This is a genomic window from Frigidibacter sp. SD6-1, from assembly GCF_030143255.1.
GTDB lineage: Bacteria > Pseudomonadota > Alphaproteobacteria > Rhodobacterales > Rhodobacteraceae > TMP-24.
Map to the genome: position 1 here is coordinate 272,503 of NZ_JARJNR010000002.1, position 23,444 is coordinate 295,946.

General features: G+C 67.0%; 22 protein-coding genes. 13 read left to right on the forward strand and 9 right to left on the reverse strand.

The features are described from left to right. Window positions 1-133 precede the first annotated feature (133 nt). Window positions 134-796: a glutathione S-transferase family protein gene (locus P0645_RS05875; protein ID WP_284163646.1), complete on the forward strand. Its 663-nt coding sequence runs from the start codon at window positions 134-136 to the stop codon at window positions 794-796. A 7-nt stretch (window positions 797-803) separates the two neighbouring features. Continuing rightward, entirely contained in the window at window positions 804-2,177 is a 1,374-nt protein-coding gene (locus P0645_RS05880) for an L-serine ammonia-lyase (protein WP_284163647.1), read from the forward strand. A 173-nt stretch (window positions 2,178-2,350) separates the two neighbouring features. On the opposite strand, the gene P0645_RS05885 is transcribed toward P0645_RS05880, so the two are convergent. Both P0645_RS05885 and P0645_RS05890 read right to left on the reverse strand, forming a co-directional pair. Further along, window positions 2,351-3,178: a DMT family transporter gene (locus P0645_RS05885; RefSeq protein ID WP_284163648.1), complete on the reverse strand. Its 828-nt coding sequence runs from the start codon at window positions 3,176-3,178 to the stop codon at window positions 2,351-2,353. Next, complete coding sequence (locus tag P0645_RS05890; RefSeq protein ID WP_284163649.1) at window positions 3,175-3,612, reverse strand: YqfO family protein; 438 nt, start codon at window positions 3,610-3,612, stop codon at window positions 3,175-3,177. The genes P0645_RS05885 and P0645_RS05890 overlap by 4 nt, the downstream gene beginning before the upstream one ends. Window positions 3,613-3,696: 84 nt before the next feature. On the opposite strand from P0645_RS05890, the gene P0645_RS05895 reads away from it, so the two are divergent. The 4 genes from P0645_RS05895 to P0645_RS05910 all read left to right on the forward strand — a co-directional run bounded on the left by P0645_RS05895 (window position 3,697) and on the right by P0645_RS05910 (window position 7,336). Continuing rightward, window positions 3,697-4,383: a helix-turn-helix transcriptional regulator gene (locus tag P0645_RS05895; RefSeq protein ID WP_284163650.1), complete on the forward strand. Its 687-nt coding sequence runs from the start codon at window positions 3,697-3,699 to the stop codon at window positions 4,381-4,383. A gap of 141 nt (window positions 4,384-4,524) precedes the next feature. Continuing rightward, the gene (locus P0645_RS05900; protein WP_284163651.1) at window positions 4,525-5,883 is read left to right on the forward strand and encodes a hypothetical protein; all 1,359 of its coding nucleotides are present in this window, start codon (window positions 4,525-4,527) and stop codon (window positions 5,881-5,883) included. 81 nt (window positions 5,884-5,964) lie between these two features. Next, window positions 5,965-6,366, forward strand: a complete 402-nt coding sequence (locus P0645_RS05905) for a hypothetical protein (RefSeq protein WP_284163652.1) — start codon at window positions 5,965-5,967, stop codon at window positions 6,364-6,366. Between the two features lie 40 nt (window positions 6,367-6,406). Then, complete coding sequence (locus P0645_RS05910) at window positions 6,407-7,336, forward strand: DMT family transporter (RefSeq protein WP_284163653.1); 930 nt, start codon at window positions 6,407-6,409, stop codon at window positions 7,334-7,336. Here P0645_RS05910 and P0645_RS05915 read toward each other — a convergent pair. Then, window positions 7,302-7,976, reverse strand: coding sequence for a thiamine diphosphokinase (locus P0645_RS05915; protein ID WP_284163654.1), 675 nt, complete (start codon window positions 7,974-7,976; stop codon window positions 7,302-7,304). The two genes, P0645_RS05910 and P0645_RS05915, sit on opposite strands and share 35 nt — an antisense overlap. A gap of 140 nt (window positions 7,977-8,116) precedes the next feature. Between P0645_RS05915 and P0645_RS05920 the strand changes: the two genes are divergently transcribed. Continuing rightward, on the forward strand, window positions 8,117-10,252 hold the full coding sequence (locus tag P0645_RS05920; protein WP_284163655.1) for a hypothetical protein: 2,136 nt from the start codon (window positions 8,117-8,119) through the stop codon (window positions 10,250-10,252). Between the two features lie 46 nt (window positions 10,253-10,298). On the opposite strand, the gene P0645_RS05925 is transcribed toward P0645_RS05920, so the two are convergent. Both P0645_RS05925 and P0645_RS05930 read right to left on the reverse strand, forming a co-directional pair. Further along, complete coding sequence (locus P0645_RS05925) at window positions 10,299-10,520, reverse strand: DUF2842 domain-containing protein (protein WP_284163656.1); 222 nt, start codon at window positions 10,518-10,520, stop codon at window positions 10,299-10,301. Between the two features lie 95 nt (window positions 10,521-10,615). After that, window positions 10,616-11,908 (reverse strand): adenylosuccinate synthase, encoded by a 1,293-nt coding sequence (locus P0645_RS05930; protein WP_284163657.1) that lies wholly within the window; start codon window positions 11,906-11,908, stop codon window positions 10,616-10,618. A 111-nt stretch (window positions 11,909-12,019) separates the two neighbouring features. Here P0645_RS05930 and P0645_RS05935 point away from each other — a divergent pair, with 111 nt between their 5' ends. From P0645_RS05935 to P0645_RS05960, 6 genes are all read left to right on the forward strand, one after another. Then, window positions 12,020-12,415 (forward strand): DUF6524 family protein, encoded by a 396-nt coding sequence (locus tag P0645_RS05935; protein WP_284163658.1) that lies wholly within the window; start codon window positions 12,020-12,022, stop codon window positions 12,413-12,415. A gap of 1 nt (window position 12,416) precedes the next feature. After that, window positions 12,417-12,800 (forward strand): VOC family protein, encoded by a 384-nt coding sequence (locus tag P0645_RS05940; protein WP_284163659.1) that lies wholly within the window; start codon window positions 12,417-12,419, stop codon window positions 12,798-12,800. A gap of 71 nt (window positions 12,801-12,871) precedes the next feature. After that, entirely contained in the window at window positions 12,872-13,237 is a 366-nt protein-coding gene (secG, locus tag P0645_RS05945; protein ID WP_284163660.1) for a preprotein translocase subunit SecG, read from the forward strand. 162 nt (window positions 13,238-13,399) lie between these two features. Continuing rightward, on the forward strand, window positions 13,400-15,043 hold the full coding sequence (pyrG, locus tag P0645_RS05950) for a CTP synthase (protein WP_284163661.1): 1,644 nt from the start codon (window positions 13,400-13,402) through the stop codon (window positions 15,041-15,043). A 65-nt stretch (window positions 15,044-15,108) separates the two neighbouring features. Continuing rightward, entirely contained in the window at window positions 15,109-16,134 is a 1,026-nt protein-coding gene (locus P0645_RS05955; RefSeq protein WP_284163662.1) for a ParA family protein, read from the forward strand. 411 nt (window positions 16,135-16,545) lie between these two features. Continuing rightward, window positions 16,546-16,803: an aspartate aminotransferase gene (locus tag P0645_RS05960; RefSeq protein WP_284163663.1), complete on the forward strand. Its 258-nt coding sequence runs from the start codon at window positions 16,546-16,548 to the stop codon at window positions 16,801-16,803. Window positions 16,804-16,949: 146 nt separating this feature from the next. Here P0645_RS05960 and P0645_RS05965 read toward each other — a convergent pair whose 3' ends face one another. The 4 genes from P0645_RS05965 to P0645_RS05980 are packed head-to-tail and all read right to left on the reverse strand — an operon-like array spanning window position 16,950 to window position 23,437. Beyond that, the gene (locus P0645_RS05965) at window positions 16,950-20,306 is read right to left on the reverse strand and encodes an error-prone DNA polymerase (RefSeq protein WP_284163760.1); all 3,357 of its coding nucleotides are present in this window, start codon (window positions 20,304-20,306) and stop codon (window positions 16,950-16,952) included. 32 nt (window positions 20,307-20,338) lie between these two features. Further along, window positions 20,339-21,808 carry a Y-family DNA polymerase gene (locus tag P0645_RS05970; RefSeq protein ID WP_502854481.1) on the reverse strand — a complete coding sequence of 490 codons (1,470 nt, stop codon included), beginning with the start codon at window positions 21,806-21,808 and terminating at the stop codon, window positions 20,339-20,341. Next, a complete protein-coding gene (locus P0645_RS05975; RefSeq protein WP_284163665.1) occupies window positions 21,735-22,322 on the reverse strand; it encodes an ImuA family protein in 588 nt (195 codons plus the stop codon). Before P0645_RS05975 ends, P0645_RS05970 begins: the two co-directional genes overlap by 74 nt. Window positions 22,323-22,375: 53 nt before the next feature. Further along, the gene (locus P0645_RS05980) at window positions 22,376-23,437 is read right to left on the reverse strand and encodes an ABC transporter ATP-binding protein (RefSeq protein WP_284163666.1); all 1,062 of its coding nucleotides are present in this window, start codon (window positions 23,435-23,437) and stop codon (window positions 22,376-22,378) included. Window positions 23,438-23,444: the final 7 nt, after the last annotated feature.

Consider the following 23,444-nt stretch of genomic DNA (forward strand, 5'->3'; position numbering starts at 1 on the left):
CTGCCCTGGCCCGATGGTGCAGGCCCGGTCATCCATGCCATGCCGGGCTGACGCCCGCTGCACCGCTCAGGTCGAAATCCGACTGTTCCTTGCCGCCATTTCCGGGCAGAGAGGGCCGAAGGGAGGCGCGCCCATGTACAGACTGCATTTCACTCCGGATGCCGCATCGCTGGCTGTCCGGCTGGTTCTGGAGGAACTCGGCCAGCCCTACGAGGCGCGGCTGATCGACCGGGCCGGGGGAGAGTTGCAAAGCGAGAGCTACCGCGCGCTGCAGCCCCTCGGGCTCATCCCGGTTCTCGAAACCCCCGACGGGCCGATGTTCGAAACCGCCGCGATCCTTCTTTACCTCGCCGACAGGCATGGCGGCATCGCCCCCGCACCCGCCGACCCCGACCGCGCGCAGTTCCTGAAATGGCTCTTCTTCATCGCCCACAATATCCACCCGACGCTCCTGCAGCTTTTCTACCCGGACCGGACCGCCGGACCGGACTGCGCGCGCCAGGTCGTCGACCATGCCAGCACCCGGATGCAAGGGTTCCTCTCGATCTTCGACCGGATGCTGGCGGAAGAACGGCCCACATGGTTCTCGGCCGACCGCCCGTCGCTGATGGCCTACTACCTCGGCTTGCTCATGCGCTGGCTCGCAGCCCCCGGCGCCCGCCACAGCTTCCGCTTCCCGCCGTCGGATTATCCGGCGATCCACGCCGTGCTCCTCGCCCACGAGGCCCGGCCCGCCGCAATCAAGGCGGCCGGGGCCGAAAGCCTCGGCCCCACCCTCTTCACCGATCCTGCCTGAGGTTCCGATGTTTCTCTCCGTCTTCGACATGTTCAAGGTGGGCGTCGGCCCCTCCTCCTCGCACACGATGGGGCCGATGGTGGCGGGCGGGCGGTTCCTCGACCTGCTGCGCGCCTCGCCCTTCCAGGCCCATGGCCTGCGCGCCTCGCTCCACGGCTCCTTGGCCTTCACCGGCAAGGGCCACGCGACCGACCGCGCCACCATCCTCGGGCTCGCGGGCTTCCTGCCCGACAGCTACGATCATGCGAAGGCCGAAGCGGCGCTCGCCGCGATCGCCGCGACCGGCACCGTCACCCCGCCCGGCCTGCCGACACTGGCCTTCGCGCCGGAAACCGACCTGATCTTCGATTACAAGCACCCCCTCCCAGGCCATGCCAACGGCATGGTCCTGATGGCGACCGACGCACAGGGCGACGTGATCCTGCAGGAGACCTACTATTCCATCGGCGGCGGCTTCGTGGTGACCGAGGCAGAGCAAGAGGCTGGCGCCGCCGCGAAACCCCGTGCCGACTGCCCCTATCCGTTCGAGACGGCGGCCGAAATGCTCGCCATGGCGCGCGCCTCGGGCAAGACCATCGCCGAGATGAAACGCGCCAACGAACTCAGCTTCCGCTCCGCCGCCGAGATCGACGCGGGCATGGCGCGGCTCTGGCAGGTGATGAACGATTGCATCGACCGCGGTCTCGCGGGCGAGGGCATCCTGCCCGGCGGGCTTAAGGTCCGCCGCCGCGCGAAGGCGATCCACGAGGCACTGAAGGCCGAACACGGGCTGAACCTGACCGCGCCCCATACGATCAACGACTGGATGTCGACCTATGCGATGGCGGTGAACGAGGAAAATGCCGCCGGCGGACAGGTGGTGACGGCGCCCACCAACGGCGCGGCAGGCGTGCTTCCGGCCGTGATCCGCTATTGGCTCGACCATGTGCCCGGCGCTTCCCGCTCGAAGATCGGCGACTTCCTTCTGACCGCCGCCGCCATCGGCGGGCTCTGCAAGCACAATGCCTCGATCTCGGGCGCCGAATGCGGCTGCCAGGCCGAGGTCGGCTCCGCAGCCGCGATGGCCGCCGCGGGCCTCTGCGCGGTGATGGGCGGCACGCCCGAACAGGTGGAAAATGCCGCCGAGATCGCGCTTGAACACCATCTCGGCATGACCTGCGACCCGGTGAAGGGCCTCGTCCAGGTGCCCTGCATCGAGAGGAACGGCCTTGGTGCGATCAAGGCGGTCTCGGCCGCGTCGCTCGCGCTGCGCGGTGACGGCAAGCATCTCGTACCGCTCGATGCCGCGATCGAGACCATGCGCCAGACCGGCAAGGACATGCACGAGAAATACAAGGAAACCTCGCTCGGCGGCCTCGCCGTCAACGTCCCAAACTGCTGAAGGCCCGGGCGGGGGCCAGCCCCCGCACCCCCGAGGTATTTCGGCCAAGATGAAGGCATATGTCTTCTTCTTTGCGAAAATACTCCCGCCGGAGGCGGCCCCGAGTGCCCCGGACCCCGGTCCGGGGCGCGAGAGATGGCTTGACCCGCGCCATGGCGCGGGTCTCCGCCGGATCAGCGCCCAAGGTCGCGCCAGCCCTGCCGGAAGACCGCGAAAAGCACCACCGACCCGCCGAGCCAGGTCAGGGCGGGCGGCCATTCGCCGAGAAGCGCCGCCGCAAGCACGATCGCGATCGGCACGTCCGCCCCGCCGAGAAAGGCCACTTCGGCAGGCGGTATGCGCCGCGCGCCCTCGGTCAAGAGGATGGTCGCGAGCGCGAAGGAACAGCCGAACGCCGCGAGCAACATCCCGTCCCGCGCCGAGACGGAAAGCGGATCGCCAAAGGTCAGTCCCGCAAGCCCGAGCGGCAGGGCGGCGGCGGCCATCGCGCGCAGGACCGGCACGCCTTCGCCTCGCCGGATCAGGATCATGGTCATGGCCATCAGCACCGTCATCAGAAAGGCCATCAGATCGCCCGCGACCCGGCCCTGCCCGAGCCCGCCGCCCACCACCAGAAGCACGCCGCCAAACGAGAGGAGCGCTGCCCGCATCACGTCCCGCCTTGGCCGTTCCCCGCGCCCGAGCCAGTCGAGCCCGGCGGCCACGAAGGGTGCCAGAGTGTAGATCAGCGCGACATTGGCGACCTGCGTGGCACGAAAGGCACCGAGGAAAGCCGCGCTCGCCAGCGCCGACACGAGCGCGATCCGCCAGCCAGGCAAGCCCATCCGCGCCCGCCCCTCGCGCCAGAGCGCATAGATCAGGATGATCCCGCCGCCCACTGCCCCTCGCCAGGCCAGCACCGTCCAGACATCCGCCGCGATCGCCCGGGTGAAGACACCGGCCAGCGCGAAGGGCAGGGTCGATGCCAGAACCAGCAGAACCCCCGCCTGATGCCGCGTCATGCCTGACCTTTCCAGTCGCCGGTCGTATTCCACCAGCGATGCGGATTGGCACTTTGATCAAGCCCTTTCGACCGCGCCGTCAGAAGGGTCGTGATCCGGATCACCGGCTCCTGATAGCTGTGCACCTCGAAGACCGCCTCGACGATCCGCGCCGCCACTTCCGCGCCCTCTACCGTCTCGAAGGTGATCGACACGACCCCAGGCCGCTGCCGCACCGCCTCCTCCACCCCGGCCACCGCGCCTTCGCGCGGCCGGTAGCGTTCGGTGCCCGGCGCGCTGACGAAAGCATTGCTGTCGTAGGCAGGAGTCATCGCCAGCGGATCGATCGCGGCCACCGCCTCAAGGATGCGGCCCACGTCCGCTTCCGGTGCCTGCACCTCGAAAAGATGTGCCTCCGCCATGCGCAGCGAACGGGTTTCGAATGGAATGTTCATTTCCGGCCTCCCTTGTGCCGCACCGGGTTTGCCGCGATCCTGCTGCCATCTAGCTGGCAGCAGAGATGGGCAAGGTTCAGATCCATGAAACCGATCCGCATGCTCGATCTCATCGCGCTCCTGCGCGGGCGCCGCCGCCCGCTGACGGCGGCCGAGATCGCCGAGCGGCTCGGCGCCTCGCGCCGCACGGTCTATCGCGATATCGCGGGCCTGCAGGCCATGGGCGTGCCGATCGACGGGGCGGCGGGCGTGGGCTACATCCTGCGTCCCGGCTTCGACCTGCCGCCCCTCAATTTCACCGCCGAGGAGGTCGAGGCGATCGTCGTGGCCCTCGCCCTGCTGGCGCGCACCGGCGACCGGGGGCTGGTGGCGGCGGCCGAAGGGGTAGCCGCCAAGATCGCCGCCTCCGCACCCCGGCAGGCGGCAGCGACGCTTTCCGCTTCGGGCTGGCACGGCCTGCCGGAGGCGGGCGCCGACCCCGCCCTCCTGCGCCGCGCCATCCGGGATGAACGGCGGATCGCCTTTCACTACCGGAATGCCGGGGGAGACGAGAGCACGCGCGCCGCCCTGCCCCTCGCCCTCGTCTATTACATCGATTCCACTGTCCTCGCCGCCTTTTGCGAAGTCAGGCAGGATTTCCGCCATTTTCGCCTCGACCGCATGAGCGATTGTTACCTCCCCGGCGGCGGTTTCAAGGGGCGCGGCCGGGCGCTGCGCGCCGACTGGTCAGCCCGGGAAAGCGCAGCCCCGCCGGAGCCTGCCCGCGCCTGACGCTTGCCCTGCAAGCGGCTCCGGATCGCCTTGCCTTGGCGAAGCGATCCCGCTCTGGCCAATGACAAACTTTTGCCGCAGGCCACTGCCAATAGCCGTCGACAGAAACGCACCCAACTCCAAACTACCAGGACGCGAATCATGAAAAGGGTCTTCGCAGCCGCAGCCATCGCGACGCTGTTTGCCGCTACTCCGGCCTCGGCCGGCATCCCCTACGGATATTATGAGTTCGGCGAGATGGTCAGCGAACTGCCCGCCGAGGCCGCCGATCTGTTCGGTCAGCAGGCGACGCTCTGCCATCTCGTGCGCAAATATCACATTGCCTACATCCCGCTCTTCTTCCGTTCCGAGGGCTATGTCATCGCCGCCAACCATTGCGCAGCGGCAAGTTACGTCCCGCTGACCGCCGACCGGTTCGCGGCGCTGCAAGCCATGGGCATTGTCCCCAAATCTCTGCCTGCGGTTCCGTCGCTGTCCCTCGGCCAGCGCAGCCCGCCCGTTGCGATCGGCCTTCTCGTCGCCGCCTTCGTCATGGTCGTCGCTTCGGCGAAACGCCGCCAGCGGCGCCGGGTCGCGGATCTTGGCGACCTTCCGGACGCGACAAAGGCGCTTCTCGACATGCTCGCGCACGCGGCGACAGCATGCGGCGTTCCACGGACGGAGGCGGCCCCCCTCATCGCAGTGCTCGCCACGCACTTCTCTACGACGCCGGTTCAGGCGCAAGAGGTGCAGCGCGGCGCCGATATTGCCCTCGCCCGAAGCCTGCCGAAGCCGCGCCCGGTGGATATATCGATGCTTGCAAGGGCCGTTCCGACCGCCCATCGTCAAGCAGCGATGGAAGCGCTCATGACCCTTGTGGAGACGCAGGGCGCGTTGCCACCCAGCGCCCTGCCCTTCCTTCGCCACCTGTCTGCCCAGCTGAAGGCCGATGCCGGTCTCGCAAAGCGGCGCGCCTACGCCAATGTCTCGCCCGGTGGTCCGCTGCATGGGTTGATACGACCGGCAAAGGATCATGATCCGCGGCCGACCGGAAGCCACGACGAGCCGCCCCGGGCAGCACCGACAGCAACCGCCTCCGCCCCCGAACCGACCGTGAGCGCGGGTTTCCATACCGTGGCCGAGCCGCTTCCCCCCGGAACCCGCGTCGCGTTCGAGATCATGTGCCGCGCGGCGCTCAAGAATGGCCTTCCGGGACCATCCGAGGTCGAGGCCATCCAGGCGATGAGCCAGCTGCTTCTGCGGATGCCTCTCGATCCCACTTTCCTCGCGCGGATGATCGCTGCCGCGGCCAACCTGCCCGATCCCCCCGATTTCGCCCTGCTGCTGGCGGGTCTGAGTGCGCCGGAAAAGGAGAAACACGTGCGCATGGCGCTTCTCGTCGCGTCGAGCCGCGGCAACACCAGCCCGGCTGCCGCCGCCTTCGTCGCGCAACTGGCCAGGGCAGCCGGGCTCGATGATGCACGCCTGCGCGCGCTTTATGCAGAGCTGGAAGAGGCCTGAGGAGGCCCCGAGCCGATCTGACGGGCGCGGGGCTGGTTTTGCCGACTTGGCGGCCGGGTCGGCCGCTCCTATTGCGGTGCGATGACACACATACTCGCGCCCGCCCGCTTCGCCCCTCTCCTCCTCGTGCCACTTCTCGCCGCCTGCGACGATGTCGGCCCGGTCGCGACCAAAGCTGCCACCCGCCTTGTCCGGGACGCCAGTGCCAGCGGTCCGGGCTGGGCGGCGGACATCGACCGCCCGCTGGCCGAGATCACGCTGGACGGCCGCGCAAGGATCGGGCCCGTGACCCATGACGATGGCCCGAACGGCCGGACCTTCCGTGGCCAGTTCGACGGTCAGTCCTATGCGCTCCTTATCAGCGCCGGTCCTTGCGTGCAGGGCTCCGAGGGCGCGCCGACATCTTTCGAGTTCCACGCGCGCCTGACCATCGGCGACCGGGTGCTCGAGGGCTGCGCCAACCGTGGCCGGCTCAGGCGGTGAGGGCATGGACTTCCGCCCCGCCACGGGCTAGCGAGACCGTATGAACACCAATGACCGCCCGCTTCTGGGCGTCGTGCTGATGCTTGGCTTCTGCACGATCGCGCCCTTGATCGACGTTGCCTCGAAACTCGCGGGACAAGCGGTTTCGGTGGGCTCGATCACCTTCGGGCGGTTCCTCGTGCAGGCGGTGCTGATGGCGCCGATCCTCATCGCCATGGGGCTGTCCGTGCGCCTTTCGGGCCGGGCGCTGACGCTGACCCTCGCGCGCGCCCTCGTCTCGGTCATCTCCACCTGGTGCTTCGTCGCCGCGCTGCGGTCGATGCCCTTGGCCGACGCGCTCGCCATCGTGTTTCTGGAGCCGTTCATCATCCTCCTGATCGGCCGCTTCGCGATGGGCGAGCAGGTCGGGCCACGGCGGATCGGCGCGGCGGTCGTCGGCTTCGTCGGCTCGCTTCTGGTGATCCAGCCCGCCTTTGCCGCCTTCGGCCTGGTGGCGCTCCTGCCGCTCGGCACGGCGGTCAGTTTCGCGCTTTACATCCTGATCACCCGGGCGCTCTCGGCCCATGTCCATCCGGTCGCCATGCAGGTCCAGACCGCCTTCGTCGCGGGCGCCCTCTGCCTGCCCTTCTCGGGGCTCGCGTGGCTTGCGGGTGACCCGACGCTCAGCCTCTCGCTGCCGTCGGGCATTTTCTGGCTCTGGTGCTTCTGTGTCGGCCTCGCCGCCACGATCAGCCACATGTCGATGACCTATGCGCTGAAATTCGCACCTTCCGCCACACTCGCGCCTTTGCACTATCTGGAAATCGTGCCCGCCGCCCTCTTCGGCTATCTGGTCTTCGGCGATTTTCCGAACGCCGTCACCTGGGCGGGCATCGGCGTGATCGTCGCCTCGGGCCTTTACATCATCCACCGCGAGCGGATCGCCGCCCGCAGTGTCAGCGCAAGCCGTGCGCTGACAGAAGCCCCGTGACGGCGCGGTCCAGCTGATCCGCGGGCAGCACCACCAGCATCCCCGTCCGCGCGAAGGCCAGATCGACGGCCCCCGTCGCCTCGTTCGAGGTGCCGATCCTTCCGTCGGGCGACAGCACCAGCCCGTCGATCGGCCAGCGCAGGCCGCTTGAGCGCCCTTCGATCGCCGCCATCGGGAAAAGCGACAGCCGCGTGCCCGCCGCAAGGTCCAGTCGGAGGCGCGGCGGGGCGGCGAAAATCAGGTCCGTCTCGTCAAGGATGATGCAAGGTTTGCCCGCATGGCGCACCAGCGCGTTCATCACCGACAGGGTGTGATCGGCCCGCGCGCCGGTGAACCCCAGCCCGAGAATCAGCGGCGCCCGGACGCTCAGCAGGCACTTCTCGAAATCGGTCGTTTCCTGCTCGGCGATTCGCATCTGGCGCTCGGCCGGGATCGCGGACAGCGTCTCGGCCGTCACGGAATCGAAATCCCCGATCACGAAATCGGGACTAAGCCCTTCAGAAACCGCCATATTCGCGCCACCATCGACGGCTATCAGCGTTGGCGCCCGCTTCAGGATTGATCGAAGCAGGCCGGGGTTTGTTAGGCCCCCGCCCAAAAAAGTCACTGGTTCTTGGAATTCAACAGTTCTGTCTGGCATGATGAGTTTATTAGCGATTGTGGCAACGGCGGGTGCGGGCGGTCCGAAAGAATCCTTTAATTTACCTATATCTGTTCATGCTCGCGAACCAGTTCTGAGGTTCGATGAAGAGGAACGCCGTGATGGAAGGCAGACATAGAATGGTCGGGCCAAGCAAGATTCTCACCGTTTCCTACGGGACCTTTTCCTGCACGCTGGAAGGGTTCGACGAACCCTTCGTGATGATGAAGGCGGTCGCCGAATATTTCCGCGACCTCGCCGCCGAGGACCGGTATTTCGGCGCAGAGCCGCCGGTGCCGGACGCCGAGATGCTGCAAAAGATCGCCGAGCGCGAGATCCATCGCCGGGTCGAGGCGAAGCTGGGCGAACATGGCGTGACGCTGCGCCAGTCCGATCCGGTGGCGGAACCGGCCCCGGTCGCCGCAGCCGCGCCCCTGTCGGCCCCGATGCCTGCTCCGGCGCCCGCCCCGGCTGCTGCGCCTGAAGCGGCTCAGCCCGAAGAGACGGCACCAGTTGCCCCCGCCGCCGAAGAAACCGCGGCACCCGTGCCGGTCGAAGCCGCCCTCCCGGAAGAAGCCGCATTGCCGGTCGAGCCCGAACCCGCCGCAGCTGCATTGCCGGAGGCGGCGCAGGAAGACACACCGGAACCCGCCCTTGAGGTGATGGCCGAGGCCGCGCCCGCCGAAGAGGTGCCCGCCGACGATCTGATTGAGGCTGTCGCAGACGAAGAGGAGGCCGATACGGCCGAGATCGAGGCAGACGCGATCTCGACGGGCGCGGCGATCGAGGAGACTGCCGAAGCAGAGGCTGAAGCGCCGCTCGCCGCCGCCCCCCTCCCGGTCGCGCCCCCCCTGCCCGCCGCGCCGGAGCCGGTGCTCGAGGCGCCCGCCCCCGATTCGATCGCCGCCAAGCTCATGCGTATCCGCGCCGTGGTCGAAGGCGTTCGCGCCGCGCAGACCGCCGATATCGGTGACGATGACGAGGCCGACAGCGAAGGGATGGCCGCCGCCGGGCCGCAGATGGAAGCGGATTTCGGCTTCAGCCTCGACCCGAGCGACGACAAGCCGGAACTCGTGGCGGCAGAGGCCGCGCGCGCGGCCGAACGTGCCGAAACGGCGGCGGAAAAGACCCCCGACGAAGCGCCGGAACCGATCCGCGCCGAGGCTTTGGCCGAGGCGCCTGCGCACTATCTCGAGGATGACGAAACCGACCTGCCGCCCCTGGCCGAGGATGACGCGCTCCTGTCGCGCCTGACGGCGCTGCGCGAGGAAGCCCAGATCACGCCGGAAGAGGCGCCCGCCAAGACCCCGGCGCCGGAGCCCGCGCCGCAAGGCGCCGCGCCCTGGGCGCCGCCGCCCGGCTTCGATGACGACGAGGACATGGCCGAGGCGCCCGCCGAAGAGCGCGCGCCCGAGCCGGAGCCCACGAGCTTCTTCCAGCGCGCCCGCGCCCGCGTGATCCGCATCGGCCGCCGGATCGGCCACCCCGAAGAGGCGGAGGACCATCACGCGCCCGCCGCCGGTGACGATCATCTGGCGGATGCCGCCGGCGCGGACGAGGGCCATGATGTCGAACGCCTGATGGAAGAGGCGCGCCAGAAACTGGAAGGCGCCGAAAGCCGCCGCAAGTTCACCTCGATCTCGCATCTGAAGGCAGCCGTGGCGGCGACGATCGCCGACCGCAAGATGAACGATGGCGAACCGAAGGCGTCGGCGGGCGACGAGGAGGCCGACCTCGACCGCTATCGCGAAGACCTGTCGCGCGCCGTCCGTCCGCACCGGCCGACCTCGATGCAACCGACCACCGCGCGCCCCGCCCCCGTGGCACCGCTGGTGCTCGTCTCCGAACAGCGCGTCGACCGCCCGTCGGCTGGCGGGCGGGAAACCAGCATTCGTCCGCGCCGCATCGCCTCGGACGTCGAGACCGGCTTCGACGATGAAGACCATGAGTTCGACGGCGACGAGGAAATCTCTCCCGACAGCGTGAGCAGCTTCACCGAATTCGCCGAAAAGCTCGGCGCCCACGATCTGACCGAACTTCTGGAAGCGGCCGCCGTCTATACCGCCTCGGTCGAGGGGCGCCCCTATTTTTCGCGGCCCCATATCCTCAGGAAGGTCGAATTCGCCTCGTCGCGCAGCGATTTCAACCGCGAGGACGGACTCAGGTCGTTCGGGATGCTCCTGCGCGAAGGCAAGATCATGAAGATCAGCCGTGGCCAGTTCGCTGTCGCCGAAGCCTCGAAATACATGATCGAGACGCGCCGCGCCGCCAACTGAAACGCGGGATTTCCGGCTTGCGGGGGGCGCCCTTCCGGGCGCCCTTTCACTCGTCGGGGTCCGCCTGCCCGATCCCGCGGAAAAGCGGCTTCAGGGGCAGCGCCCAGGCGAAGGCAAGGATGGCATAGAGCGGCACTTCCGCCCAGATCGGCAGACGGCCGAAAGTCCGGTCAAGCCAGTTCACCAGGCTGACGGCCAGGATCACATAGACCGGCAGGCCGACGAGCAAGGCGACAAGGGCAAGGCGCTTGCGCGTGCGATGGGTCATGGTCGGGCCTCCTGAGACGGGGCCGCTCCTCCCTCCTTGCAGTCGGTCCTCGCTTGATCAGCGAAGAGCGACGGACCGGAGCGATGAGCGGCCGGTCAATCCGCGAACGGATCGGTGACAAGGATCGTGTCGTCGCGCTCGGGGCTCGTGGACAGCATCGCCACCGGGCAACCGATCAGCTCCTCGATCCGGCGGACATATTTGATCGCCGCGCCCGGCAGATCGGCCCAGCTGCGCGCGCCCTCGGTCGATTCCGCCCAGCCCTCGATCTCTTCATAGATCGGCGTGCAGCGTGCCTGCTGGTCCGCCGCCGTGGGCAGGTAATCCAGAACCGTCCCGTCCAGATCGTAGCCGGTGCAGATGCGGATCACCTCGAACCCGTCCAGCACGTCAAGCTTGGTCAGCGCGATGCCGTTGATCCCCGAAATCGCGCAGGTCTGGCGCACCAGCACCGCGTCGAACCAGCCGCAGCGGCGCTTGCGCCCGGTGACGGTGCCGAACTCGCGCCCCCGCTCGCCCAGCCGCTGACCATCGGCGTCAAAGAGCTCGGTCGGGAACGGCCCCTCGCCCACCCGCGTCGTATAGGCCTTCACGATGCCCAGGACGAAGTCGATGGCATTGGGCCCGAGCCCCACGCCCGTCGCCGCCTGGCCTGCGATGACGTTCGACGAGGTCACGAACGGATAGGTGCCGAAGTCGATGTCCAGAAGCGAGCCCTGCGCCCCCTCGAACAGGATCCGCTTGCCCGATTTCCGCGCCTCGTTCATCACCTTCCAGACCGGCGCCGCATAGGGCAGGATCTCGGGCGCGATCGCCCGCAGATCGGCCAGCAGCGCCTCGCGGTCGATCGGACCCAGGCCCAGACCCGCGCGAAGCGCATTGTGATGCACCAGCGCCCGATCCACCCGCAGTTCCAGCGTCGCATCGTCGGCCAGGTCCGCCACCCGGATCACCCGGCGCCCCACCTTGTCCTCATAGGCCGGGCCGATGCCCCGCCCGGTGGTGCCGATCTTGGCCACCGAATTCTGGCTTTCCCGCGCCCGGTCCAGCTCGCCATGGAACGGCAGGATCAGCGGCGTGTTTTCCGCGATCATCAGCACCTCGGGGCTGATCTCCACCCCTTGCGCGCGGATCGCGGCGATTTCCTTGACCAGATGCCAGGGGTCCAGCACCACGCCATTGCCGATGACCGAAAGCTTGCCGCCGCGCACGACACCCGAGGGCAGCGCGTTCAGCTTGAAGACCTTGCCGCCGATGACCAGCGTATGGCCCGCATTATGCCCGCCCTGAAAACGCGCGATCACGTCGGCGCGCTCGCTCAGCCAGTCGACGATCTTGCCCTTGCCCTCGTCGCCCCACTGGGCGCCCACAACGACGACGTTTGCCATGAACCCGGTCCTTGCCTTTCCGTCAAACCCTGCGTCCTATAGCGATGGCGGACCGGCAGCGAAACAGCAAAATCGCGCGCACCCCGGCCGGGCGAGGAGAAGGAGGCAAAGATGGGCATCATCCTGCGCTGGCTCGGGGCCTTCGCGCTGCTGTCGGCCACGTTCAACCCGACCGAAATCAACTATGTCCGCTGGGCCGAGGCGAACTATGCGGGCCAGTTCCCGCTTGTCCTTTTTCTCGGGCTTCTTCTCGCTGTCGGCTACATGATCTATGTCGTCGCCACCCTGCGTTCGATCGGCGCCTTCGGCATCGTGCTCATCGCAGCGATCTTCGGCTCGGCGCTCTGGGTGCTGATCGACTGGGGCGTGCTGACCTTGCAGAACCAAAGCCTAAACATGTGGCTGGCGATCCTTGCCCTCTCGATCATCCTCGGCGCTGGCCTGTCGTGGAGCATCCTGCGCCAGCGCCTGTCGGGCCAGGCCAGCGTCGACGAGGTCGAGGGCTGAGATGTTCCTCTACATCACCCTTGGCACCAACGACCTCGCCCGCGCCCGCCGGTTCTATGACGCGGTCATGCCCACCCTCGGCCTGATCCGCCGCGCCGACGAGCCGACAGAGGTGGGCTATGGCGCGGCAGATGACAGCCGCACCCGGCTCTGGATCACCGAACCTTTCGACGGCAAGCCCGCCACCGTCGGCAACGGCTCGATGCCCGCTTTCGAGGCCGAAAGCCGTGCCGCCGTCGATGCCTTCCACAAGGCAGCGCTGGACCAGGGCGGCACCGACGAGGGCGCGCCGGGCCTCAGGCCCTTTGGCGCAAGCTTCTACGCCGCTTACGTCCGCGACCCCGACGGCAACAAGCTCTCGGCCGTGTGCGAAGGGCCGACCTGATCGCGCCTTCGCCCTTGCGCCCCTGACACCTTGCGCCTAGATAGGCGCGTCAGCCACAAGACCCGGGTCCCATGGAAAACGTCATCCTCACCGTTCACCTGATCCTTGCGCTTCTCCTCATCGGGGTCGTGCTTTTGCAGCGGAACGAAGGCGGCGCGCTTCTGTCGGGCGGCGGCGCCATGACGGCGCGGGGTGCTGCCAACGCGCTGACCAAACTGACCTGGATCTTCGCGGCAGGCTTCATCGCCACCTCGATCACGCTCACCGTCCTCGCCGCGCGCAATGCCGCCGGTTCGTCGGTGATCGAGACCCCGCCCGCCGCCGCGCCTGCAAGCGAGACACCTGCCGACGCACCGGCGACGCCCGCGCTGCCGGAAGGCGATCTTCTGCCGCCTCCGGTTGAATCGGCCCCCGCGGACAGCGCGCCCTCGAACTAGGCCAGACCACTATTCTTGGGAGGGCGCCACAAATCGCCCTCAAAATCTTGCGGTCCGGTTGCGGGTCCGGGCCGAATCGGATATATCTTGACTCCCGTGATGCTGCGCGCCGGAAGGCCTGCGGTCAGAGAAAAACATTTCCTCACGGGGGCAGGTCCGGACATGGCGCGTTATATCTTCATCACCGGCGGTGTGGTCTCTTCGCTTGGCAAGGGGCTGGCATCGGCGGCATTGGGCGCGCTCCTGCAGGCCCGCGGCTATTCGGTCCGGCTCCGCAAGCTCGACCCCTATCTGAACGTCGACCCCGGCACCATGTCGCCCTTCGAACATGGCGAGGTCTTCGTCACCGATGACGGCGCCGAAACCGACCTCGACCTCGGCCATTACGAACGTTTCACCGGCGTCCATGCCCGCAAGACCGATTCCATCTCCTCCGGCCGCATCTATTCGAACGTGCTGGAGAAGGAACGCCGCGGCACCTACCTCGGCAAGACCATCCAGGTCATTCCCCACGTCACCAACGAAATCAAGGACTTCCTTCGCATCGGCGAGGACGAGGTCGATTTCATGCTGTGCGAGATCGGCGGCACCGTGGGCGATATCGAGGGGCTCCCGTTCTTCGAGGCCATCCGTCAGTTCATCCACGAACGCCCGCGCGGCCAGTCGATCCTGATGCACCTCACGCTGCTCCCCTACCTCGCGGCCTCGGGCGAACTCAAGACCAAGCCTACCCAACACAGCGTCAAGGAACTGCAGTCGATCGGCCTAGCCCCCGACGTGCTGGTCTGCCGCTCCGAACATCCGATCCCCGACCGCGAACGCGAAAAGATCGCGCTCTTCTGCAACGTCCGCCCCGACGCGGTCATCCCGGCCTACGACCTCTCCACCATCTATGAGGCCCCCCTCGCCTACCATCGCGCGGGCCTCGACCAGGCGGTCCTCGACGCCTTCGGCATCTCGCCCGCGCCCAAGCCGAACCTCGACCGCTGGACCGACGTGATGGACCGGCTGACCCATGCCGAGGGCGAGGTGCGCGTGGCCATCGTCGGCAAATACACCCAGCTGGAAGATGCCTACAAATCCATCGCCGAGGCGCTGACCCATGGCGGCATGGCCAACCGGGTGCGGGTGAAGGCCGAATGGATCGACGCCGAGATCTTCGAGCGTGAAGACCCCGCCCCCTGGCTCGAGGCCTTCCACGCCATCCTCGTCCCCGGCGGCTTCGGCGAGCGCGGGACCGAAGGCAAGATCAAGGCCGCCCAGTTCGCCCGCGAAAAGGGCGTGCCCTACCTCGGCATCTGCCTTGGCATGCAGATGGCGGTGATCGAGGCCGCCCGCAACATGGCCGGCGTCACCCGCGCGGGGTCGGAGGAGTTCGACCACGAGGCCGGCGCGAAACGGTTCGAGCCGGTCGTCTATCACCTGAAGGAATGGGTGCAGGGCAACCACACGGTTCAAAGGAAGGCCGACGACGACAAGGGCGGCACCATGCGGCTTGGCGCCTATACGGCGATGCTGGCGGAAGGGTCAAAGGTGGCCGAGGTCTATGGCGCCGCGACCATCGAGGAACGCCACCGCCACCGCTACGAGGTCGACATCAAATACCGCGACCGGCTGGAAAAATGCGGCCTGATCTTTTCCGGCATGTCGCCCGACGGGCGGCTGCCCGAGATCGTCGAATGGAAGGACCACCCCTGGTTCATCGGTGTCCAGTTCCACCCCGAACTGAAGTCAAAGCCCTTTGCCCCGCATCCCCTGTTTGCGGATTTCGTGCGGGCGGCGAAGGAAGTGGAGCGGTTGGTGTAGACTATTGACTTAGTGATGTCGACAAGCTACACGTCAAAGCACCGAACCGACACGGAGCTTGGGCGATGAGAACACTTGGATTTTGGAACAATAAGGGCGGCACAGGAAAGACGAGTCTGACTTTCCAGTCAGTCTGTGCTTTTGCGCAGATGAATGCGGAGAACTCTGTTCTGATCGTCGACGTCTGTCCGCAGGCCAACCTAAGCGAGCTTTTGCTCGGGGGACAGGAAAACACCGGCGGTCAAAACCTCCTGACACTGCATGGGATGCCAGGGAGGAGGTCAATCGGAGGTTATTTTCAAGGTCGCCTACCGAAGCCATTCGATAGAAGCGGAATAAATCCGAACGCCTTCATTTCAAGACCAAGCGACTACAACGCGAAAATTCCGGGCAATATTTCTTTGCTTGCTGGCGACCCCTTGCTCGAACTTCAGGCGAACGCTGTCTCAACCTTGGCCAATACCCAAATTCCCGGAACAAACAGCTGGGCGGCGGTTGCAAGCTGGTTAATTGACTTCTTCGACTGCCTGAATGGTCAGTTTGATTACATTTTTATTGATATGAATCCGAGCTTCTCGATGTATACGCAAATCGCTCTTGCGGCGTGTGATCGAATCGTTCTTCCTGTTACAGCTGATGATTCCTCGCGGCGCGGGATTCAGAACGCGATGAGTCTAATCTACGGACTTCAACTTCCGTCAGACATCTATGCGCAGCATAACTTTCACACTCGTATGAAGAACGGCGGAATTGAGCTTCCGACTATTCACATGATCGCCAAGAATCGGCTTACTCAATACATCAACACCGCAAAAAGTTATGCCGCTGTATTAAATGGAATTACGAAAGACGTAGAGAGAATTTTGAAAGATCATCCTGAATACTTTACGTTTAACACTGTTGACGAAGGTATGTTTGAAATGAAGGATTTTCAAACCTCTGGCGTCGTCGCCTTTGCGCGCGGAACTCCTTTTTCAAGCATGCCTTCTGGCACATTAAGCGTCGCGGGTCAGAGAGTGAAGGTTAATGCCTCGCAATTGCTTCAGAATCGAGAAAAAGTGGAGAATTTTGCGGCAAAGCTTTGGACCTAACTGGATAGAAATGACATTTTGCGTGCAGTCCGCTAGCCCATAGCCTTCAGAGGACCGACAGGGAGCGCGCCAGTGGCGCGTTGCCCGGTCCGATTGGCGCTGACGCAAGGCAGCGCCAAGGGGTGAGGCGGGATCGAGGAACGGTCCGGTGGACCGTTCCCCCGCCGAACGCCCGCGCGCACCGCGCGGGCCGGGCTCTTCGCAGAACCGGACGATCGGGCACGGGCGGCGCCTGCCCTGGCGGGCGCGAATGCGCCGCCGCCCTGAGGGCGGGCGCCGACCGTGCGTCGGGCGCGCGGACGGGACAGCGGCCGCCGGTCGCGGCGCCCGGGGCGCGATGGCCCCGGGCTTTGGCGGACGGATCGGCCCGTCTTAACGCTTCGCGAACCATAAGCGCGCAGCCTGTCCCCCATGCGCAATCTCACCTCGCCGCTCGCACCCGAGATCTGGCTCCGTGACCTCTTCACCTCGAAGGCGGTGCAGGACGGCGCCGTGATCCGTCGCAAGGCACGCGACATCGAACGGTTCGCGGGGATGGAGCGTTTCATGGCCGAGGTGCAGCGCCGGGGCTATCAGGTGGCCGAGACCGGCGGCCAGATCATCATCTTTTGCAACCGCGCCCCCGTCCGCTGGCTGACCTCTCCCCCCGCGCCGCCGCCGATTTCTTGAAAAGAAATCGGTCCGAAATCCTTCAAGGATTTCGGCTCCCGCCCCCCTGCCGACCCTTTCCATTTCCTTTGCGCCCCGCCCGCCCCTGTCGGGACGGATGCGGGACGGATGCGGGACGGGATACCGACGCTTGCGGGACGGTGGTTTCAGTGGAAATCGCGGCTGGGGAACAGCCGCTTGGCCTGCTCTCTCGGGTGCATGGCACGGGGGGGCTGGCGGGGCGGTTTGCGGGGCTGGCGGGGGGCCTCGTCGGCCCCGGGGCGGGTGATGCCCACTGCCCCGTCCAGCGGATGGCCAAGCTCCGACAGGCGGTGGGAGATATCCTCGATCTCGTCGGCGATCAGGTGGGTGACGATCCCCTCCCGCTCCAGCCGGCCGGTGACACGCAGAAGGCGGCCGCCCATGACAGCGCGGCGGAAACGTTCGTAAACCTTTGGCCAGACAACGATATTTGCGACGCCCGTCTCATCCTCCAGCGTCAGGAAGATGACGCCCGAGGCAGTGCCCGGCCGCTGGCGGGTGATGACGAGGCCGCAGACCGAGGTGCGGCGGAGGGGGGCGGCGACCAGCCGGTCATGCGGCAGAAGCCCCGGCAGCGCGGGGCGCAGAAGCTCCATCGGATGGGCGCGCAGCGTCAGGCGCAGGGCGATGTAATCCTCCACCACCTCCTCGCCCAGATGCATGGGCGGCAGCGTGACGCGCGGCTCTCGCACCCCCTCGCCATCAACCGGATCGGAAAACAGCGGCAAAGGCCCCGCCCCCTTTATCCCCCGCACCTGCCACAGCGCCTCGCGGCGGCTGAGACCCATCGACAGGAAGGCATCCGCCTCGGCCAGCCGTTCCAGCGCCGCCGGAAGAAGCCCCGCGCGCAGCCACAGGCTTTCGGGGTCGGGATAGCCGTTGCCCCGCGCGGCGACGATCCAGCCTGCCTCCTCCTCTCGAAACCCCTTGATCTGGCGGAAGCCGAGCCTCAGCGCCAGCGCCCCGTCGGCGCGGCGTTCCAGAAGATTGTCCCAAGCACTGCTGTTCACGCAGATCGGCCGCACCTCGACCCTGTGGTCGCGCAGGTCGCGCACGATCTGGGCGGGGGCGTAGAACCCCATCGGCTGGGAATTCAGCAGCGCGCAGGCGAAGACCGCCGGATGGTGGCACTTGAGCCAGGACGAGACATAGGTCAGCATCGCAAAGGCCGCCGCATGGCTTTCGGGAAAGCCGTAATCGGCAAAGCCCTCGATCTGTGAAAAACAGGCCTCGGCGATCGCCTGATCATAGCCGTTGGCCCGCATGCCCGCGATGAACCGGTCGCGGTGGGCGCCGATCGTGCCCATGCGGCGGAAGGAGGCGAGCGAGCGGCGTAGCTGGTCGGCCTCTTCGGCGGAATAGCCCGCGCCGACCACGGCGATCTGCATGGCCTGTTCCTGAAAGAGCGGCACGCCAAGCGTCTTTTCGGTAACCCGGGCGAGCGCGGGGCCGAACGGTTCCGGCGCCTCCAGCCCCTGGCGGCGCCGGATGTAGGGTTTGACCATGCCGCCCTGGATCGGCCCGGGGCGGACGATGGCGACCTCGATCACCAGATCGTAGAAGGTTGCGGGTTTCATGCGTGGCAGGAAATTCATCTGCGCCCGGCTTTCGACCTGAAAGACCCCCACCGCATCGGCGCGTTGCAGCATCCGGTAGGTTGCGCGGTCCTCCTGCGGCACGCTGTCGAGCGTGAGGCGGGTCCGTTCATGTTCCTCCAAGAGGTCGAAGGATTTGCGCAGGCAGGTCAGCATGCCAAGCGACAGGACATCGACCTTGAGGATGTTCAGCGCGTCGATATCGTCCTTGTCCCATTCGATGACGGTACGACCCTCCATCGCGGCATTCTCGATCGGGCACAGTTCGTCGAGGCGGCCGCGCGTGATGACGAAGCCGCCGACATGCTGGCTGAGATGGCGGGGAAAGCCGATGATCTCGCCGATGAGGCGGATGGTCTGCGCCAATCGCCGGTTGGTGGGATCAAGGCCCAGTTCGCGGATGCGCTCGGGCTCCGCCCCCCGGTTGGACATGCCCCAGATCTGGCCCGACAAGGCGGCGGTCACATCCTGGGACAGGCCCATGACCTTGCCCACCTCGCGGATCGCGGCGCGCGAGCGGAAATGGATCACGGTCGCGCAGAGACCCGCGCGGTGGCGGCCGTATTTTTCATAGATCCACTGGATGATCTCTTCCCGCCGCTCATGTTCGAAATCGACGTCGATGTCGGGCGGCTCGCCCCGGTGGCGCGAGATGAAGCGTTCGAAGACCATGCCGATCATGTCGGGGGACACATCGGTGATGCCCAAGAGGTAGCACAGCACCGAATTGGCCGCCGAGCCCCGCCCCTGGCAGAGGATGCCGCGCCTGCGCGCCTCGGTCACGATGTCATGGACGGTCAGGAAATAGGCAGCGTAGTTCAGCTCGCCCACCAGTTTCAGTTCCTTTTCCATCAGCCCCAGAACCCGGTCGGGCGCGCCGCCGGGATAGCGACGCGCAAGCCCCTCGCGCGACAGCCGTTCCAGCCGGGCCTGCGGGCTTTCGCCATCGGCCACCTCGTCGGGGTAATCGTAGCTGAGCTCCGAGAGGTCGAAGCTGCAGCGCGCGGCGATCTCCAGCGTGCGGCGCAGCGCGGCGGGATGATTGCGGTAAAGCCGCGCCATGTCGGCGGCGCCCTTCAGGCGGCGTTCGCCGTTGGGCAGCGCCCGGGTGCCGATCCGGTCGATGGTGATGCCTTCGCGCAGGCAGGTCAGCACGTCGGCCAGCTGACGGCGCGATGCGCGGTGCATCAGCACATCGCCCACCGCCACCATCGGCGCCGAGGCGGCAAGCGCCAGATGGGCGCAGGCGTCGAACCAGGCCTGATCGGAGCCGTCATAGCGCGGCGCGGCGCCAAGGAAGACCTGCCCCGGATAGCGCCGACGCAGCCGCTGGACGGGCAGGCGCGCGGCGGCAAGGTCGGCGGCCAGACCGGCAGGCGGCAGGGCGATCAGGATCATGCCCCGGCACCCTTCTTCCAGATCGGCCAGCGTCAGGTGACATTCGGCCTTGCCCGCGCGGCGCTTGCCGAGTGTCAGAAGCCGCGCCAGCCGGTGATAGGCATCGGGGTCGGCGGGCAGGGCCAGCCAGTGGACCGGACAGTCCGTCAGCACCAGCCGCGCGCCGACGATCAGCTTCGGCAGGACGGGCTTTTCGGGCACGACAAGGTCCTGCGGCGTGCCGATCACCTGCCGCGAGTTGGGATCGACCCGGTGGGAGGAGCGGATGCGCAGCTTCTCCTCGGCTTCTTTCCTCAGGGTCTTCAGCGCCGACCAGGCGCGCACCACGCCCGCCAGCGAATTGCGGTCGGTGATGGCGATGGCGTCGAGCCCCAGCTCAGTGGCGCGCAGGACCAGTTCCTCGGGGTGGGAAGCGCCGGTGAGGAAGCTGAAGTTCGAGGTGACGCACAATTCGGCATAGCGCGATCCGTCCAGCAAGGGATGCGGCATTCCGGCGGGGGTTGGCAGGGCGGCGGGCTTCGTCACGCGAATTCCCCCTGCACGAACCAGCCGGGATTTTCCGGCGTGTGAAAGAGCCACAGCCGACGGCCCTCGCGCGTGTCGACCTTCCAGTAATCGCGCAGGCCCGTGCGCCAGCCCTCATCCTCCAGCCACCATTCCGGGGCGATCCGTTCGGGGCCGGTGGCCTGCCCGGTGGTCAGCGCCATCCGCCGCCAGCGGAACCGGTCGGGCGGGCGGTTGCCCCGGCCCGTGATCGGTTCGGGCGCAAAAAGGCTCAGGGGCCGCGGGCGAGGGTTCAGCCAGCCGCCTTCGGGGCGGCTGAAGGCGGCTGGCGCAAGGGTGAAGGCGCGTTCGGGGATATGGCTGTCGGCAGGCAGGAAGCGGCGGATATTTTCCAGCCCGATTCTTGTGCCGATCCGGGTGATGAGGTCATCGAGCCGTTCGGGTTCATGGCGCGCCTCGCCGATGGCGATCTGCTGGGCGGCCAAAGGTTCGACCGCCACCGCCTCCAGCCGGATCTGGTCGATGCCGTAGCCCGCATCCACTTCGGCGATACCACGCTCGAAGAGCGGCAGGATGCGGGCGGGCTCGCGCATCGGGCCGGCCAGGCGCAGTTCGACCTGCCGGCTGGCCTGATCGACGCGCCTGAGGGTCAGCTGCAACCGCCGCGCCCCCGCGCCGTTCGCCTTCAGCCGCTCGCAGAGCGGCCCCAGAAGCCGCGCCGTGGCCGCCATCACGTCGGCGACCAGACCGATCGGTTCGGGCAGGGTCAGGCGCAGGCCGTAATGCGGCGGCTCGGCCAGGGGCGAGAGCGCCTCGGGCGCCTCTCCCAGCGCCTGATCGAGCCGCATCAGAAGGTCCGGCCCGAAGCGGCGCGAAAGCGGCGCCCGCGCGGTGGCCAGAAGATCGCCGATCCGGCGCAGGCCCAGCCGTTCGAGGCCGGTCGAGACCTCCGCCTCCAGCCGCAGCGCCGCGACCGGCAGGGGGGAAAGCGCCGCCCCTTCGTCCCCCGGCAAAGCGATCCCCTCGCCGTAATGGGCCAGCGCCCAGGCCGCGCCACGTGTGCCCGCAAGCCCGAGCCTCAGTTCCAGCCCCGCCCGCGCGGCGCGGGCGCGCATGTCGGCCAGCATCGCCGCCTCGCCGCCGAACAGATGGGGCGTGCCGGTGATGTCCAGGACCAGCCCGTCCATACTCTCCACCCCCACCCAGGGCGAATAAAGCCGGGCCCAGCGGCTGAGCGCGGTCAGGAAGCGCGCGTCGAGGTCGGGCCGCGCCGGGCGGCTGACCAGATCGGGGCAGAAGGCGCGGGCGTCGGCAAGGCTCATGCCCCGGTGAAGCCCCGCCTGTTCGGCCCGGATGTTCAGGCAATAAAGCCGCTCGGCATTCTGTTCTTTCAGCGTCAGGGCAAAGGGCGCCTCAACCGGGCAGGTCCGCAGAACCCGGTCGCTCGCCAGCCGGGGAAACCACATTGAGATGACGCGTTTCTTCATTCCAACGGACATGCCAGGCGCCAAGTGTTCCTGATTTGTTCTTGATACTTTCCCACCGCATCAGAGTCGAGTCCCGCGCGCCCGGATCGAAGAGAGGCGTGGCGCGCCAGCGGGTCTCGGCGGCGTTCGAGCCCATGCCTTCGGGGATGAGGCAGAGCCCGGTCGCGCGCCCTGCCTTGGCGGCGAGCTGAAGCCTTCTCCCCTCGCGCAGGTCCAGGGGCCGGGTGACCTCCACCACCACGAACGGCGCCGCGCCGTCCTTCAGCGCCTCTTCGGCAATGGCGAGACTGTCGGTCTGGTCCTTGCCGAGGGCCAGAAGCAGGCGCGCGGGATCGAAGAAGCGGGCAAGGGCGACCGGGTTCACGCTGTCGGCAAGCCAGCCCTCGCGCACCCAGATCACCGGACCCGTGGCGGACGCGGCGGCAATGGCGGCAAAGGCGAAGGCACCGGGGCCGCAGACCTCGTGCACACGCGCCCGCCGCAGGGGGAAGCTGGAAGAAAAGCCGGTTCGCATGCGCTGACGCTAGCCGAAAAGCCGACGCATTCCAACGCCCCCTTGTGACGGCTTCAGCGCAGCCGCTGTTCGGTGACCGGATCGAAGAAGAGCGCGCTGGCCGGATCGAAACCGACCTGAACCGGCGTCCCTTCGGCAATCGTGTCGTCATTGCGGGTCTCGACGATCAGCCGCACCCCGCCGGGCGCCGTGAGATAATCGTAGGACACGCCGCCAAGCCGTTCGCGGATATCGAGCGTGATGGCCGAGGCACCGGGCGTCACCGTCAGATGCTGCGGGCGGAGGCCTACAAGCACCGTTCCGCCATCGGCGGGCAGCGTCACCTTCGTGGCGATCGTCTGATCCCCAAGGGCCGCGATGCGCACCCTGCCCTTCTCGACCCGCCCTTCAAGGAAATTCATGCTGGGCGAGCCGATGAAGCCCGCGACGAAGCGGTTGTCGGGGTCGCTGTAAAGCTGCATCGGGCTGCCGACCTGTTCGATCCTGCCCGCGCGCAGGACGACGATCTTGTCGGCTAAGGTCATCGCCTCGACCTGGTCGTGAGTCACATAGATCATCATCGCGCCGATCTCCTTGTGAAGCCGCGCGATCTCGACCCGCATGTCGACGCGGAGTTCCGCGTCGAGGTTCGACAGGGGCTCGTCGAAGAGAAAAACCTCCGGTCCCCGCACGATGGCGCGACCGATGGCGACGCGCTGGCGCTGGCCGCCGGACAAGGCCTTGGGCTTGCGGTCGAGATAGGGATCGAGCTTCAGGATGCGGCTCGCCTCGGCGACCTTCGCCTTGATCTCGGCCGCCGGATGGCCGGTCATCTTCAGGCCGAAGCCCATATTCTCGGCCACCGTCATATGGGGATAAAGCGCGTAGGTCTGAAAGACCATCGCCACGCCGCGCTCGGCGGGGTCGAGAGCGGTGACGTCGCGCTGCCCGATCCGGATCGCGCCGGACGTGGTCTGTTCCAGCCCCGCCACCATCCTCAGAAGCGTGGACTTGCCGCAGCCGGAAGGGCCGACGAAGACGCAGAATTCGCCATCGCCGATATCGAGGTCAACGCCGTGAATGACCCCGACGGGCCCGAACTTCTTCACGACATTGCTCAGCGTCACTCCGGCCATACTCACC

Excerpts from the sequence above, each read along its gene's own strand:
- P0645_RS05875 (WP_284163646.1), top strand. The coding sequence starts at position 134 with ATGTACAGACTGCATTTCACTCCGGATGCCGCATCGCTGGCTGTCCGG.
- P0645_RS05880 (WP_284163647.1), top strand. The coding sequence starts at position 804 with ATGTTTCTCTCCGTCTTCGACATGTTCAAGGTGGGCGTCGGCCCCTCC.
- P0645_RS05885 (WP_284163648.1), bottom strand. The coding sequence starts at position 3,178 with ATGACGCGGCATCAGGCGGGGGTTCTGCTGGTTCTGGCATCGACCCTG.
- P0645_RS05890 (WP_284163649.1), bottom strand. The coding sequence starts at position 3,612 with ATGAACATTCCATTCGAAACCCGTTCGCTGCGCATGGCGGAGGCACAT.
- P0645_RS05895 (WP_284163650.1), top strand. The coding sequence starts at position 3,697 with ATGAAACCGATCCGCATGCTCGATCTCATCGCGCTCCTGCGCGGGCGC.
- P0645_RS05900 (WP_284163651.1), top strand. The coding sequence starts at position 4,525 with ATGAAAAGGGTCTTCGCAGCCGCAGCCATCGCGACGCTGTTTGCCGCT.
- P0645_RS05905 (WP_284163652.1), top strand. The coding sequence starts at position 5,965 with ATGACACACATACTCGCGCCCGCCCGCTTCGCCCCTCTCCTCCTCGTG.
- P0645_RS05910 (WP_284163653.1), top strand. The coding sequence starts at position 6,407 with ATGAACACCAATGACCGCCCGCTTCTGGGCGTCGTGCTGATGCTTGGC.
- P0645_RS05915 (WP_284163654.1), bottom strand. The coding sequence starts at position 7,976 with ATGCCAGACAGAACTGTTGAATTCCAAGAACCAGTGACTTTTTTGGGC.
- P0645_RS05920 (WP_284163655.1), top strand. The coding sequence starts at position 8,117 with ATGGTCGGGCCAAGCAAGATTCTCACCGTTTCCTACGGGACCTTTTCC.
- P0645_RS05925 (WP_284163656.1), bottom strand. The coding sequence starts at position 10,520 with ATGACCCATCGCACGCGCAAGCGCCTTGCCCTTGTCGCCTTGCTCGTC.
- P0645_RS05930 (WP_284163657.1), bottom strand. The coding sequence starts at position 11,908 with ATGGCAAACGTCGTCGTTGTGGGCGCCCAGTGGGGCGACGAGGGCAAG.
- P0645_RS05935 (WP_284163658.1), top strand. The coding sequence starts at position 12,020 with ATGGGCATCATCCTGCGCTGGCTCGGGGCCTTCGCGCTGCTGTCGGCC.
- P0645_RS05940 (WP_284163659.1), top strand. The coding sequence starts at position 12,417 with ATGTTCCTCTACATCACCCTTGGCACCAACGACCTCGCCCGCGCCCGC.
- secG (WP_284163660.1), top strand. The coding sequence starts at position 12,872 with ATGGAAAACGTCATCCTCACCGTTCACCTGATCCTTGCGCTTCTCCTC.
- pyrG (WP_284163661.1), top strand. The coding sequence starts at position 13,400 with ATGGCGCGTTATATCTTCATCACCGGCGGTGTGGTCTCTTCGCTTGGC.
- P0645_RS05955 (WP_284163662.1), top strand. The coding sequence starts at position 15,109 with ATGAGAACACTTGGATTTTGGAACAATAAGGGCGGCACAGGAAAGACG.
- P0645_RS05960 (WP_284163663.1), top strand. The coding sequence starts at position 16,546 with ATGCGCAATCTCACCTCGCCGCTCGCACCCGAGATCTGGCTCCGTGAC.
- P0645_RS05965 (WP_284163760.1), bottom strand. The coding sequence starts at position 20,306 with ATGCCGCATCCCTTGCTGGACGGATCGCGCTATGCCGAATTGTGCGTC.
- P0645_RS05970 (WP_502854481.1), bottom strand. The coding sequence starts at position 21,808 with ATGAAGAAACGCGTCATCTCAATGTGGTTTCCCCGGCTGGCGAGCGAC.
- P0645_RS05975 (WP_284163665.1), bottom strand. The coding sequence starts at position 22,322 with ATGCGAACCGGCTTTTCTTCCAGCTTCCCCCTGCGGCGGGCGCGTGTG.
- P0645_RS05980 (WP_284163666.1), bottom strand. The coding sequence starts at position 23,437 with ATGGCCGGAGTGACGCTGAGCAATGTCGTGAAGAAGTTCGGGCCCGTC.